Here is a 13,483-nt window from a genome sequence, read left to right as displayed (position 1 = left end):
GCCTGCAATGAAAGCGTCACTGATCAACAAACTCGACATGCTGCAGGATCGCTTCGAAGAGCTGACTGCACTGCTTGGCGATGCTGAGGTAATCAGCAACCAGAGCCAGTTCCGGGCCTACTCGCGCGAATATGCCGAAATTGAACCGGTTAACAGCGCGTTCCGGGCGTTTCGCAAGGTGCAAGCCGACCTTGAGGGCGCCCAGGCGCTACTCAAGGACAGCGACCCGGACATGCGTGCAATGGCTGAGGAAGAAGTTGCCGAAGCCAGAGGGAAGCTCGTCGAACTGGAAGACAACCTGCAGCGCATGCTGTTGCCCAAAGATCCCCGCGACGGTCGCAATGTGTTCCTCGAAGTGCGTGCTGGTACTGGCGGCGACGAGGCTGCGATCTTTTCCGGCGACCTGTTTCGCATGTATTCGCGCTACGCCGAACGGCGCGGCTGGCGGGTCGAGATTCTCTCTGCCAGTGAAGGCGAACACGGTGGCTTCAAGGAAGTGATTGCTCGGGTCGAAGGTGAGAATGTCTACGGCAAGCTCAAGTTCGAGTCTGGCGCGCACCGCGTACAGCGAGTGCCGGAAACCGAATCCCAGGGTCGCATCCACACCTCGGCATGTACCGTGGCTGTGTTGCCCGAGCCGGATGAACAGGCCGAAATCGATATCAATCCGGCCGACTTGCGCGTCGATACCTACCGTTCTTCCGGTGCCGGTGGCCAGCACGTAAACACCACCGACTCAGCGATCCGCATCACCCACATCCCCACCGGTACCGTGGTCGAATGCCAGGAAGAACGCTCCCAGCACAAGAACCGTGCACGGGCCATGGCTTGGTTGGCGGCCAAATTGAAGGATCAGCAGGACGCCGCCGCGCACAAGGAAATTTCCGACACGCGTAAATTGCTGGTGGGCTCCGGTGATCGTTCCGAGCGTATTCGTACCTATAACTTTCCCCAGGGGCGGGTCACTGATCACCGCATCAACCTGACCCTGTATTCGCTCAATGAAGTGATGGCTGGCGGCGTTGAGGCCGTGATCGAACCGCTGCTGGTCGAATACCAGGCCGATCAGTTGGCCGCGTTGGGCGATTGATCTGCTTCGGATAACCGATAACTTGTAGGGTGGAAAACCCGCAAAGCGGTTTTCCACCACGGCGTCGCTGGTGGACAACGCTGCGCGGTTGTCCACCCTACAAATCTCCACCAGACGAATGTCATGGCCACTATCGAAGCCCTGCTCAACAACGCCGAACTGCCCGACTCGCCCACCCCACGGCTGGATGCCGAGCTGCTGCTCGCCCATGCCCTCGGCAAGTCGCGCAGCTATCTGCATACCTGGCCGGAACGCGAGCTCGACGCGCCGCAGCTGGAGCGTTATCAGGCGGCGCTGGCGCGGCGTCAGGCCGGCGAGCCGGTGGCCTATATCCTCGGTCAGCAGGGTTTCTGGAGCCTGGAGCTGGAGGTGGCCTCGCACACCCTGATTCCGCGTCCGGATACCGAACTGCTGGTGGAGACCGTGCTCGCGCTGCTGCCGGCCACGCCTGCCGCGCTGCTCGACCTGGGCACCGGCACCGGTGCGATTGCCCTGGCCCTGGCCAGTGAACGGCCAGCCTGGCGACTAACCGGTGTGGATCGCGTGGCGGAGGCGGTGGCCTTGGCCGAGCGCAATCGCGCACGACTCAAGCTGGCCAATGCCAGCTTTGTTGCAAGCCACTGGTTTAGCGCCCTGGCAGGTCAGCGCTATCAGCTGATCGTCAGCAATCCGCCCTATATCGCTGCCGATGATCGCCATCTGGCCGAAGGCGATGTGCGTTTCGAGCCGAGCAGCGCCCTGGTGGCGGGCGCGGATGGTTTGGACGATATTCGCCTGATCATCCAGCAGTCCCCGGACTATCTTCAAGCGGCAGGCTGGTTGCTGCTGGAGCATGGTTTCGACCAGGCCGCGGCGGTACGTGAGCTGCTTAGTGCGCGCGGTTTTAGCGCGGTGGAAAGCCGGCGTGACCTGGGCGGCCATGAGCGCATCAGTCTGGGACGCTTCGATAATGAGTGACGCCATGAGCCCGCAAGACATGCTGACTGACGAAGAACTGCTGCGCTACAGCCGGCAGATCCTGCTGCAACAGATCGATATCGACGGTCAGTTACGCCTCAAAAACAGCCGCGCGCTGATCGTCGGCCTGGGTGGGCTGGGCTCGCCGGTGGCACTGTATCTGGCCGCTGCCGGGGTTGGTGAATTGCACCTGGCGGATTTCGACACGGTGGATCTGACCAACCTGCAGCGGCAGATCGTCCATGACACCCAGAGCGTCGGTCAGAGCAAGGTCGATTCGGCCTCGCGGCGTCTGCTGGCGATCAATCCGCAACTTCGTCTGCAGGCCCATCGCCAGGCGCTGGACAGCGACTCGCTGGTGGCGGCAGTCAGCGCGGTGGACCTGGTGCTGGACTGCTCGGACAACTTTGCCACCCGCCTGGCGGTCAACGCTGCCTGTGTGGCGGCGCGCAAGCCGCTGGTCAGCGGCGCGGCGATTCGCCTGGAAGGGCAGCTCTCGGTGTTCGATCCACGGCGTGCCGATAGCCCGTGTTACCACTGCCTGTACGGCCACGGCAGCGAAGCCGAACTGACCTGCAGCGAGGCCGGGGTAGTCGGCCCGCTGGTGGGCTTGGTCGGTAGCCTGCAGGCTCTGGAAGCCTTGAAGGTATTGGCACAATTCGGTGAGCCGCTGGTCGGTCGTTTGCTCCTGATCGATGCGTTGGGTTCGCGCTTTCGTGAGCTGCGGGTCAAGCGTGACCCGGCGTGCAGCGTCTGTGGCGGTATTGGCCATGGGCAATGACGCGCCAATCGGCGTATTCGATTCCGGCGTCGGCGGTCTGTCGGTGCTGGGCGAGATTCGTGCGCTACTGCCCAATGAATCGCTGCTCTATGTAGCCGACAGCGGTCATGTGCCTTATGGCGAGAAGAGCCCGGAATTTATCCGCGAGCGTTGTCGCTATCTCGCCGCATTTCTCCTCGAGCAAGGCGCCAAGGCGCTGGTGTTGGCCTGCAATACGGCAACCGCGGCTGGGGTTGCCGAATTGCGCGAGCTGTACCCGCAGCTGCCTATCGTCGGCATGGAGCCGGCGGTCAAGCCGGCTGCCGCCGCGACTCGTTCGGGCGTAGTCGGGGTGCTGGCCACAACCGGTACCCTGAAAAGCGCCAAGTTCGCTGCTTTGCTCGACCGCTTTGCCAGTGACGTGCGGGTCATTACCCAGCCGTGTCCGGGGCTGGTCGAGCGTATCGAGGCTGGCGAACTGGATAGTGCGCAGACCCGCGATATGCTGCGCGACTGGGTACAACCGCTCTTGGCTGAAGGCTGTGACACGCTGATTCTCGGCTGTACCCATTACCCCTTTATCAAGCCACTGTTGCGTCAGCTACTGCCCGAGTCAGTCAGCCTGATCGACACTGGGGCCGCGGTCGCACGGCAACTGCGCTATGTGCTCGGCGAGCGCCAGTTACTGGCTACTGGGCCGGCGCAGGCGGCGCGCTTCTGGTCGAGCGCTGAACCGCTGAGCATGCAGGCAGTATTGCCGCAGTTGTGGGGCGAGTCGGTGCCTGTGCAGGCGCTGTGATTGTGGCAAGGCTGCACCTTTATTTCTTTCCAGCCTTTCGCTAGGAATAAAAATTTCTATACTTTCAGCAGCGAAGGGTGGCGCTCCTGCCGCCGGATGAAAAAGGATATCCCAATGACCAAGTTGTTTCCTGCGGCTGCGTTTGCGGCCTTGATCCTGGGGCCGGCCTGCGCAGTGCAAGCTGCCGATGTGACCTTCGCCATCGGCCAGTCCGGTGATTCGACCATGGTTTATCGGTTGGGCACCCAGTTCGATTTCGGCACCTTGCGTCAGTACGACAGCGGACGCCTGACAGGTTACTGGGATGCCGGTTATACCTACTGGCAAGGCGACGATACGGCGAGCAACCACAGCCTGTCGTTCATTCCCGTGTTTGTTTACGAGTTCGCCGGCGACACCGTGCGGCCCTATGTCGAGGCGGGAATTGGCTTGGCCGCGTTCAGCAGCACCGAACTGGAAGACAATGACCTGGGTTCGTCCTTGCAGTTTGAAGATCGCCTCGGCTTCGGGGTGCGCTTTGCCGGCCAGGAAGTCGGTCTGCGCGCCGTGCACTATTCCAACGCCGGGCTGAAAAATCCGAATGACGGCGCCGAGGCTTATACCCTGCATTACCGTTTGAGTTTTTAGCAGACTGTTCGAAAGCACGGATATTTGTCGGTAGAGTCGGGCCGCGCAGGTCGAGCCGCGCAGGTCGTGCCGCGTAGGTCAAGCCGCCCAGGCTCCGCTCTGCGAAGCCAGGCAGGTTGGTTTTATTGGGCTGCGTTCCTCGGCGCCAGCCTGCAATTTGCGGTTGCTTGCCATTCCCGGACAGGACTTAGCGTCCGTCGCTGGTTGGCCGATTTTTAATTCTGCAATAAACCCGATTCAGCGATAAATGCTGGTCATGCCACGACGTTCGTCCAGGCATTCGGGGGAGGCCGTCTCGAATTCACGGCAGATCAGCGGGCGCACCTCATAGATGGTGCAACGCATGCTGTCGCGATCCAGCGCCGCACACCAGCCATCATCCAGACGATGCATGACTTCGCCGCCCCAGTCATCGGTGGCGATAAAACGTGGCGGCACCCCGGTGTCGGTGATCAGCATGACTTCCAGTTGGCAGCAACAAGCGGCGCAGTTGCTGCAACTGACCGCGGGTTCACTGGGCAATTGGCTGAGGGGAATGTGGTTTGGGTCGGTCATAGTGGTGCAGTGTACGCCAGGCGCGGTACTGCATTGTATCGGGTCGACCAATGCAGCTTGGAGATTGTAGGGTGCGCCGTGCGCACCAATGAGTGCGCACGTCTGAGCATGCACAAATCTGCTACTGGTGGCGCAGCCTACGTCGATTGGCGCGTGCGAGCGCTTTGTTCATGTTGGCTGCGGTAGAGCTTGGCAAATCCATGCAGCACGGGCATTACCAACGCCCAGATTACTGCCAGCAAGAGCAGCGTCTGCCAGGTGCCGTAAGGCATGCCAACGCCTGCGATTTGTGCGCCGGCATAGTAGGACAGCGGGCCGGCGCAGGCGCCGAGCAGGCTGGCGCGCCACCAGGGACGGGCCGTCCAGGCCAGGCAATGGTTGAGTGTGGTTGCCAGCAATAGCCAGAGCAGGGCCAGCCATAGCGGGATCATGTTACGCGGCTCGCCAAAGTCGAATACCCCGAGGTTGAGCAGGAAGCTATCCAGTGCGCTGCCGGCGAGAAATACACTCAGCAGCAGCTTGCCTTCGGCAGCCCAGTTGCTGACCCAGAGCAGGTGCACCGCCATTGCGGCTACGACTATTAGCAGCCACAAGCTGTCGCCACCGAATACGCAGGCGAACCAGCCGAGCTGAAAGAGCAGGGCGTTGGCGATCAGTTTAGGCATCGAAATTTCCTAGCAAGGGTTCCGGTTGCGCCGCTGGCTTGGCCAGTAGCAATTGTGCGGTGCCGATGGTGCGCTCGATGAAGCCACCCTCGCAATAGCAGAGGTAGAACTCCCAAAGTCGATAGAAGTGCTCGTCGTAGCCAAGTTGCTCAAGCGTGTGCCTGGCCTGCTGCAGGTTGTCATGCCACAGGCGCAGGGTGCGTGCGTAATGTTGGCCGAAGTCTTCCATGTGGTGCAGGTTCATGTCGGTCTTGGTGGTGATGATGTCCAGCATCTTGTGCACCGAGGGCAGCGCGCCACCGGGGAAGATATAGCGCTGGATGAAGTCGACACTCTTCTTCGCCTGCTCGTAGCGCTGGTCGCGGATGGTGATGGCTTGCAGCAGCATCAGTCCGTCATCTTTGAGCAACTGCGCACACTGCTTGAAGTAGGTGGGCAGGAAGCGGTGGCCGACGGCTTCGATCATTTCGATCGACACCAGCTTGTCGTACTGGCCTTGCAGGTCACGGTAGTCTTCTAGCAGCAGGGTGATGCGATCTTCCAGGCCGAGTTCGGCAATGCGTCGCTCCGTGTAGGCGTATTGCTCGCGCGACAAGGTGGTGGTGGTCACCTGGCAGCCGTAATGGGTGGCGGCATGGATTGCCATGCTGCCCCAGCCGGTGCCGATTTCCAGCAGGTGGTCGCTGGGTTTGAGCGCGAGTTTCTGGCAGATGCGTTCGAGTTTGTTCAGCTGCGCCTGCTCAAGGCTGTCTTCCGGGCGCGCAAACATGGCCGCGGAGTACATCATGGTCGGGTCAAGCAGTTGCTCGAACAGCTCATTGCCGAGGTCATAGTGGGCAGCGATATTCTTGCGCGAGCCTTTGCGGGTATTGCGGTTAAGCCAATGCAGGCTCTGCACCAAAGGGCGGCCGAGCTTTGCCAGGCCGCGCTCCATGGCGTCCAGCAACTCCAGGTTACTGACAAATACGCGAATCACCGCAGTCAGGTCTGGAGAGCTCCAGTAACCGTGAATATAAGCTTCGCCAGCGCCTATCGAGCCATTACCGGCGACCAGGCCCCAGAGCGCGCCATCGAGCACCCTGATTTCGGCGCGCAGGGTGGCAGTGGCGTCACCGAATTCGAGAAAATCATCGCCGTCGATGATCCGCAGGTGACCGTGGCGCAATTGGCTCAGTTGGCGCAGGACGGCGCGGCGCAGCAAGCTGGCGCCGATCCCGCTGCCCGCACGTACCGAGGTTTTCGCGGATGACAGGCTAGAACTTTTCATGGTGTACGTCCTTCGATACTGGGCGAGCGACACGGAATTCACCTTCCGCGGCTCGATGGCTAATTAGGGGGATGCGCTTGACGAACAGGCGCAGGGCTTGCCAGTAGATAGCCGCGACGGTCTTGCCGGTCATCCAGGGGAAGCTGCGCAGGTAGGCATGCAGGCTTGCCCGGTCGAGCGGGCTGCGTTGCAGGCTGAGGCTGGCATCGAACACTTTGGTATCGCCTTGTTCGCCAGTCATCCAGTCGGCCATGTGGATGCCCAGGCGTTCACCCGCGGGGCTGAACGCCATGCGGTATTCCAGTTCACGCGGCAAAAAAGGCGAGACGTGAAAGGCCTTGGCCACGGCGAAGTGTTGATGACCCTCGCCGTCTGCCGGCAACACATAGTGGTAGCGCTCGCGCCACGGGGTATTGCTCACTTCGCAGAGGATCGCCGCGAGGCTGCCATCGGCCTCATGGCAGTAGAAGAAGCTCGCCGGATTGAAGGCCAGCCCCCAGCTGCGCGGCTGGGTCAGCAGGCAGACCGAGCCTTGCGGCGTGTGCCCCAGGGCTGCGCTGACCCGCTGGCGCACGGCGTCGATCAGGCTGACCCCGGCCCGGGTGAATTGCGGCAAGTAGTCGGTTTCACGAAAGGCGAAAGGCGCCCAGCGTCCGCTGCCGGCCAGGGGTGAGAGGTCGAACAGTTGTTGCTGCTCGTCCAGGTCGAGATAAAGCAGGCCCATGCGGTAGCGGAAGTTATGAACTTTGGGGGCGAAGCGCCGGTGCTGCACCCAGCCGCTGTACAGGGCGCTGTTCATCACAGCTCCTCGCCGAAGGCGCGCGCCACGCGCAGGGCGCTGACTACGCCGTCTTCATGGAAGCCGTTGGCCCAGTAAGCGCCGCAAAAATAGCTGTGCTGTGCGCCGAGCAATTCTTCCCAGCGTGCCTGCGCGGCCATGCCGGCCAGGCTGTATTGCGGGTGGGCATAACGGTAGCGTGCGAGGATCTTGGTTGGGTCGATCAGCGCCGTTTGATTGAGGCTGACGCAGAAGGTGGTGTCGCTTTGAATTCCCTGGAGAATGTTCATGTCGTACGTTACCGCCGCAGGCTGATTGGCCGGCCCGCCAAGGCGATAGTTCCAGCTGGCCCAGGCCAGGCGGCGTTTGGGCAGCAGGCGAGTATCGCTGTGCAGCACCACGTCATTGTCGGCATAGGGTAGGGCACCCAGAATCTCCTGCTCGGCCTGCGATGGTTGGGCGAGTAGCTTGAGGGCCTGGTCGCTGTGGCAGGCGAACACCACCTTGTCGAAGCGCTCGCTGCCAGCGGCGCTGTGCAGGGTCACGCCTGTCGCATCACGCTCGACCCGCTGTACGGGACAGTTCAGCCGAATATGTTGCTTGAACGACGCGCTCAGTGGCGCCACATAGCTGCTCGAACCGCCTTCTACCACGCACCACTGAGGACGGTTGCTGACCGACAATAAACCATGGTTCTTGAAGAATCGCACGAAGAATTGCAGGGGGAAACCGAGCATGTCGGCCAGTGACATCGACCATATTGCAGACCCCATCGGCACGATGTAGTGCTGGGTGAAGCGTTCGCCGTAGCCGCGTTGCTTGAGGTAGGTGCCGAGGGTGGTGACGGCATCTATCCGATTGTGCTGCAGATCATCCAGTGCCTCGCGGTTGAAACGCAGGATGTCGCGCACCATGCCGATGAACTTGGGTGACAGCAGGTTACTGCGCTGGGCGAACAGGCTGTTGAGGTTATTGCCGTTGTACTCCACGCCACTGACGGGGTCAGTCACCGAGAAGCTCATCTCGGTGGGTTTGAAGCCGACCCCGAGCTGGTTGAGCAGGTTAATGAAGTTTGGATAGGTCCAGTCATTGAACACAATGAAGCCGGTGTCCACCGCATAGCTTTTGCCCTCGACAGTGACGTTCACCGTATGGGTATGGCCGCCCACCCAGTCACCCGCTTCGAATACGCTGATCTCATGGTTTCGATTGAGCAGGTAGGCGCTGGTCAGACCAGCGATACCGCTGCCGATAATGGCGATTTTCATGCACTGTCCTTGGTAGTACGAGCCATGCGCTTGCCGATGGCCACTTGCAGGCGTTTGGGCAGGTGAGCCAGGAGCAGAAGAATGGCGATGAAGGGCCCGGGAAACGCGATCTCGTAGGGGCGTTTATCCAGTCGCTCGGCGATATGCCGGGCGGCCTTGTCCACCGGCCAGCGCATCGGCATGGGGAAGTCATTTTTCTGGGTCAGCGGCGTATCGACGAAGCCGGGGCTGACCACGGTGACGGCGATGCCCTCAGCCGCAAGGTCAATACGCAGTGCTTCAAGCAGGTAACGCATGCCCGCCTTGGACGCGCCATAGGCCTCGGCACGCGGCAGCGGCAGATAGGTCACCGAGCTGCTTACCCCGACCAGCTGTGGTAGATGCCCCAGGCGCAGCAGTGGCAGCGCCGCTTCTATGCAGTAGCTGGCAGAGAACAGGTTGGCTCGCACCACCCGTTCAATCATTGCGGCTTCGAAGTTCTGCACGTCGACGTATTCGCAGGTGCCGGCATTCAGAATCACACCGTCCAGTGCCCCCCATACCTGAGCGATGCGTTCGCCAATTGCCCGTACCTGGGTGGCGTCGCTGAGGTCGCCGGCGGCGACCAGGACCTGTTCCGGGTAGCGCTCGGCCAGCGCGTGCAGAGGTTCAGTGGTACGCGCACTGAGCGCGAGGCGGTAGCCGCGTTGCAGCAACAGTTCGGCCAGTGCGGCGCCGATGCCGCTGCTGGCGCCGGTGAGCCAGATACGTCTCATGCCAGTCTCCTTTTTAGCCAGCGGATGACCCGGCCAAGTAGTGGCAGGTGCTCGTAGAGCAGACTGCCTGCATCAAAGAAATCACGGTGCTGATGAACTTTGTCAGTCCACAGCAAGTGGGAGCAGCCCTCCACGCGAATCAGTTGGCCGGCGGCCAGGCGCGGGTGGCGGTAGCTCATGGTCCAGCGCAGGTAGCCTTCGCCAGGGCGCACCTGATCAAAGCCATAGAAATCGAAACGCAGCTCGCTGACATTGCTATACAGCTCGGTGAAGTAGCGTTGCATATTGGCCAGCCCGCGTACCTCATGCAGCGGGTCGCGGAACAGCGCGTCGTCGCTGTAGAGATCGCCGAGGCTCGCAAGGTTGTCCTTGTCCAGGGTGGCGAAGGAACGGGCGAATTGACGCAGAAAATCACTCATGCATGAGCCTCCGGCGCGAGATGCGGCAGCTGCTTGAAGGCCGCCAGCGCACGGGTGCGGCTGCTGGCCAGATCGACGATGGGCCGTGGGTAATTCGCCATCCCGAACAGACCGCCCATGGCCGCCGGGTTATGGATGTCTTTTTTGTTCAAGCCAGTCAATTCCGGCACCCAGTGGCGGATAAAGGTGCCGTCCGGGTCGAAGCGCTGGGATTGGCTGAGCGGGTTGAAAATACGGAAATACGGTGCCGAATCAGTGCCGGTGGATGAACTCCACTGCCAGCCGCCATTGTTGGCCGCCAGGTCGCCGTCGATCAGGTGACGCATAAAGAAACGCTCCCCTTCGCGCCAGTCAATCAACAGGTTCTTGGTCAGGAACATCGCCACGACCATGCGCAGGCGGTTGTGCATCCAGCCGGTGGCAAGCAGCTGGCGCATCGCGGCATCAATGATCGGCAAGCCGGTACGGCCCTCTTGCCAGGCAGCCAGTTCGTCCGGCGCCTGGCGCCAGGCCAGGGCGTCGGTGTCCGGGCGAAAGGCGCGGCGCATGGATACCCGTGGGTAGCCGACCAGGATGTGTTTGTAGAACTCGCGCCAAAGCAGCTCGTTGATCCAGGTGACAATGCCGCTATTGCCGCTGTCGAACTCGCCCTGGTTGGCTTGCAGGGCGGCGTGCAGGCACTGACGTGGCGACAGCACGCCGGCGGCCAGGTAGGCAGACAGACGGCTGGTGCCGGGCTTTGCCGGGAAGTCGCGCTCACTCTGGTAGTAGTTGATCTGCTCGTCGGCAAAGGCCAGTAAGCGGTTGTGGGCTTCCTGCTCACCCGCCGGCCATAGCTGGCGCAGGCTGTCGCTGGGTGGCGTAAAGCCTGCTACCGCAACGGGAACAGGGTCGCTGGCGATATTCAGTGTCGCCTGTGCGGTCGGGTGCGGGATCAGTGCGGGCAGGGCGCTGTGCAGGCGCTGGTAGCAGACTTTGCGAAACTGGCTATAGACCTGGAAGTAGCCGCCAGATTTGGTCAGCACGCTACCAGGCCTGAAGAATAGCTGGTCGAGGTGACTGTGGAAGTTGATCCCGAGTGCGTCCAGGGCTTGGGCCACGGCCTGGTCACGGCGACTTTCGTGAACGCCATATTCCTCGTTGACCTGTACCGCAGCAATCTGCAACTGCTGGCAAAGCTCGGCGATTACCTGTGGCGCGCCGCTCCAGTCATCGGCCTGACGCACCAGCAGGGGCACGTTGAGTGCAGCCAGTTCACGGCTCAGCTCGGTCAGGTTGCGCAACCAGAAATCGACCTTGCTCGGGGCATCGTCGTGGGCCTGCCATTGCGCGGGGCTGAGCAAAAACAGGGCGACCGTTGGTCCTGCTGCCATGGCTGCGGCCAGTGCGCTGTTGTCCTGCACACGCAGGTCGGTGCGCAGCCATATCAGTTGTGGCGTAGTCATTGGCTGTCCAGCAGGTTGAGATCGGAGAGAATTTGCAGGGCGCTTAGCGGGTCTTGCGCCATGCCCAGGGCACTGTTCTGCAGAGCCAGGGCCTGCAACTCCTGATGATGAATGTGCGCCGCAGGGCCGATGACCAAGCACGGGCAGTCATAGCCGGCCTGCAAGCGTGGCCAATGTGTGCTGTTCAACGCTTGGCTGGAATACAGCAGCAACGCCTTGGGCTGGATGTGCTCGATTGCCATGGCCAGTTCTGCTGGCGGCAATGGCCAGTCGAATACTTCTACTGCCGAGCCGGCGCTGCTGGCCAGCCAGGCGGTTAGCCACAGGCCGGGTTCCATCGGCAGGTCGGAAAGATTGACCATTAGCAGCGGTGCGCCGCCCTGCTGGCGGTTGTTGTGATAGAGCCGCGCGCCTAGCTTGCTGCGCAGCCAGGAGTAAAAGAACACCCGTTCGGCCTGGGCGCCAAACTGGCCACGCCAGCGCAGCTCAAGGGCATCGAGCAGTGGCAGCAGCAGCTGTTTGCACAAGGTGTGTGGCGGGTAGAGGGCCAGTTCGCTATTGAAACACTCGTCCAGGCGCCGTTCCGCCAGGTTGCAGATGGCTTCCTGCAGGTGCTGGCATTTTTCATCCCATTGCGAAGTGGCTTCGGCAAACGCCGGCTGGTTGGCGCGCAGCAGGCCTTTGACCTGGCCAACCGAGACGCCCCGGTTGAGCCAGGTGAGGATGGTCTGGACTTGCGCCACATGTTCGTCCGAATACAGGCGATGGCCCTTTGGCGTGCGGTGCGGCACGATCAGGCCATAGCGGCGCTCCCAGGCGCGCAGGGTTACGGCATTCACGCCGGTAAGCCGGGCAACATCGCGTATTGGCAGAAAGCCCTTGGCCAATGCGTTCTGGTAGTCATCGCCGGCCGCAGTAGGTTCGTCGTGGTCGGTGAGTTGCTGAGTCGGTTCGTCCATGTTCAAAGGGCATTACGCAGGCTGAGGTTTTCTGGGTGTGGCTGCAGGTAAACCTGCGTAGCTACATAGTTGTCCGGGTGGCGGCGGAAATGATGCTTGAGCATGGTGAGGGGGACTACCAGCGGCACGATGCCGTTGCGGTATTGGCCGATCAGCTGCTGCATTTCCTGACGTTCTACGCTGCTCAGAGCCTGCTTGAGGTGGCCACTGAGGTGCTGCAGTGTGTTGCTGTGAGTGCGCCGGGTCGCGCACTTCTTCAGCGCTGCCATCAGTTCGCTGAAATAGCGCGGGGCCAACTCCTGCAGATCATGCTGGTGCAGGTTGCCGAGCAGGCGACCGAGCGTTTTGTATTGCAGCGGATGGGTGGCCATCAGCAGGTATTTGTAGCGCGAGTGGAAGTCCAGCAGCGCCTTGCGGCTCAGGCCGTCACGCAGCAATTGCTGCCATTGTGCATAAGCAAACACGCGAGTGATGAAGTTCTCACGCAGGATAGGGTCATTGAGTCGGCCGTCTTCCTCAACTGGCAGATCAGGGCGTCTGGCACAGAATGCCTCGGCGTATATGCCGCGGCCCTTGGGTTCGCTGGGGCGGCCGTTTTCCTGGTAGACCTTGACCCGCTCCAGGCCGCAGGACGGCGATTGCTGCATGAAGATATAGCCACAGATGTCGTCCAGTTCTCCCGCCATCTGCGCACCATAGGCAGCCAGGGGTTCAGTGACGTCGCGTTCACGCTGTACGGTGCCCACTGCGCGGGGTGCCGCCGGGTCACCGACCAGGCGTATGGGTTCGCGCGGGGTGCCCAAGCCAATTGCTACTTCGGGGCATAGCGGGACGAAATCGAAATGCTCTGTAAGGGTACGGCTGCACAGCCGTGATTCCTTGTGGCCGCCGTTGTAGCGCACTTCAGCGCCCAGCAGGCAAGCACTGATGGCAAGTTTGGGTTTGCTGGAGGCGACTTGGGACGGTTTCATGGCACAACCTCTAATGGCTACTTGTACATAGATCGAATAATGTACAACTTGTGTTCATCATAGGTGTGCTGTTGTACAAGTCAAATACTTTGTACAAGTGTTGTACTGGATTGGTCCGTTGAACTGGCCCTGCCCGTCGTGCTGTGTCGACGTCAATGGCTCGCCTGC

The 13,483-nt window shown here is 61.3% G+C and carries 15 protein-coding genes; 5 read left to right on the top strand and 10 right to left on the bottom strand.

The window, feature by feature from the left end:
• The first annotated feature begins 7 nt into the window (after nucleotides 1-7).
• From prfA to Q8K09_RS16605, 5 genes are all read left to right on the top strand, one after another.
• The gene (prfA, locus tag Q8K09_RS16625) at nucleotides 8-1,090 is read left to right on the top strand and encodes a peptide chain release factor 1 (RefSeq protein WP_305256102.1); all 1,083 of its coding nucleotides are present in this window, start codon (nucleotides 8-10) and stop codon (nucleotides 1,088-1,090) included.
• 123 nt (nucleotides 1,091-1,213) lie between these two features.
• Nucleotides 1,214-2,047: a peptide chain release factor N(5)-glutamine methyltransferase gene (gene prmC / locus Q8K09_RS16620; protein ID WP_305256101.1), complete on the top strand. Its 834-nt coding sequence runs from the start codon at nucleotides 1,214-1,216 to the stop codon at nucleotides 2,045-2,047.
• Nucleotides 2,048-2,066: 19 nt separating this feature from the next.
• Entirely contained in the window at nucleotides 2,067-2,828 is a 762-nt protein-coding gene (locus Q8K09_RS16615) for a molybdopterin-synthase adenylyltransferase MoeB (protein WP_305256181.1), read from the top strand.
• Nucleotides 2,818-3,606: a glutamate racemase gene (murI, locus tag Q8K09_RS16610; protein ID WP_305256100.1), complete on the top strand. Its 789-nt coding sequence runs from the start codon at nucleotides 2,818-2,820 to the stop codon at nucleotides 3,604-3,606. The genes Q8K09_RS16615 and murI overlap by 11 nt, the downstream gene beginning before the upstream one ends.
• A gap of 114 nt (nucleotides 3,607-3,720) precedes the next feature.
• Nucleotides 3,721-4,233: an acyloxyacyl hydrolase gene (locus Q8K09_RS16605; protein WP_305256099.1), complete on the top strand. Its 513-nt coding sequence runs from the start codon at nucleotides 3,721-3,723 to the stop codon at nucleotides 4,231-4,233.
• A 237-nt stretch (nucleotides 4,234-4,470) separates the two neighbouring features.
• On the opposite strand, the gene Q8K09_RS16600 is transcribed toward Q8K09_RS16605, so the two are convergent.
• The 10 genes from Q8K09_RS16600 to Q8K09_RS16555 form a co-directional block, all read right to left on the bottom strand.
• The gene (locus tag Q8K09_RS16600; protein WP_305256098.1) at nucleotides 4,471-4,788 is read right to left on the bottom strand and encodes a YkgJ family cysteine cluster protein; all 318 of its coding nucleotides are present in this window, start codon (nucleotides 4,786-4,788) and stop codon (nucleotides 4,471-4,473) included.
• 137 nt (nucleotides 4,789-4,925) lie between these two features.
• Entirely contained in the window at nucleotides 4,926-5,453 is a 528-nt protein-coding gene (locus Q8K09_RS16595; protein WP_305256097.1) for a DUF2878 domain-containing protein, read from the bottom strand.
• Nucleotides 5,446-6,720, bottom strand: a complete 1,275-nt coding sequence (locus tag Q8K09_RS16590; RefSeq protein WP_305256096.1) for a cyclopropane-fatty-acyl-phospholipid synthase family protein — start codon at nucleotides 6,718-6,720, stop codon at nucleotides 5,446-5,448. The genes Q8K09_RS16595 and Q8K09_RS16590 overlap by 8 nt, the downstream gene beginning before the upstream one ends.
• Complete coding sequence (locus Q8K09_RS16585) at nucleotides 6,707-7,519, bottom strand: DUF1365 domain-containing protein (RefSeq protein WP_305256095.1); 813 nt, start codon at nucleotides 7,517-7,519, stop codon at nucleotides 6,707-6,709. The genes Q8K09_RS16590 and Q8K09_RS16585 overlap by 14 nt, the downstream gene beginning before the upstream one ends.
• Nucleotides 7,519-8,766, bottom strand: a complete 1,248-nt coding sequence (locus Q8K09_RS16580; RefSeq protein ID WP_305256094.1) for an NAD(P)/FAD-dependent oxidoreductase — start codon at nucleotides 8,764-8,766, stop codon at nucleotides 7,519-7,521. Before Q8K09_RS16580 ends, Q8K09_RS16585 begins: the two co-directional genes overlap by 1 nt.
• A complete protein-coding gene (locus tag Q8K09_RS16575) occupies nucleotides 8,763-9,521 on the bottom strand; it encodes an SDR family oxidoreductase (protein WP_305256093.1) in 759 nt (252 codons plus the stop codon). The genes Q8K09_RS16580 and Q8K09_RS16575 overlap by 4 nt, the downstream gene beginning before the upstream one ends.
• The gene (locus Q8K09_RS16570; protein WP_305256092.1) at nucleotides 9,518-9,940 is read right to left on the bottom strand and encodes a nuclear transport factor 2 family protein; all 423 of its coding nucleotides are present in this window, start codon (nucleotides 9,938-9,940) and stop codon (nucleotides 9,518-9,520) included. The genes Q8K09_RS16575 and Q8K09_RS16570 overlap by 4 nt, the downstream gene beginning before the upstream one ends.
• Nucleotides 9,937-11,385, bottom strand: coding sequence for a deoxyribodipyrimidine photo-lyase (gene phrB / locus Q8K09_RS16565; protein ID WP_305256091.1), 1,449 nt, complete (start codon nucleotides 11,383-11,385; stop codon nucleotides 9,937-9,939). The genes Q8K09_RS16570 and phrB overlap by 4 nt, the downstream gene beginning before the upstream one ends.
• Entirely contained in the window at nucleotides 11,382-12,344 is a 963-nt protein-coding gene (locus tag Q8K09_RS16560; protein WP_305256090.1) for a MerR family transcriptional regulator, read from the bottom strand. Before Q8K09_RS16560 ends, phrB begins: the two co-directional genes overlap by 4 nt.
• 2 nt (nucleotides 12,345-12,346) lie before the next feature.
• Complete coding sequence (locus Q8K09_RS16555; protein WP_305256089.1) at nucleotides 12,347-13,315, bottom strand: DUF523 and DUF1722 domain-containing protein; 969 nt, start codon at nucleotides 13,313-13,315, stop codon at nucleotides 12,347-12,349.
• Nucleotides 13,316-13,483: the final 168 nt, after the last annotated feature.

Origin of the sequence: Pseudomonas sp. (assembly GCF_030683065.1) — a bacterium.
Classification (GTDB): Bacteria; Pseudomonadota; Gammaproteobacteria; order Pseudomonadales; family Pseudomonadaceae; genus Aquipseudomonas.
This window is presented reverse-complemented; position numbering and strand designations above follow the sequence as displayed.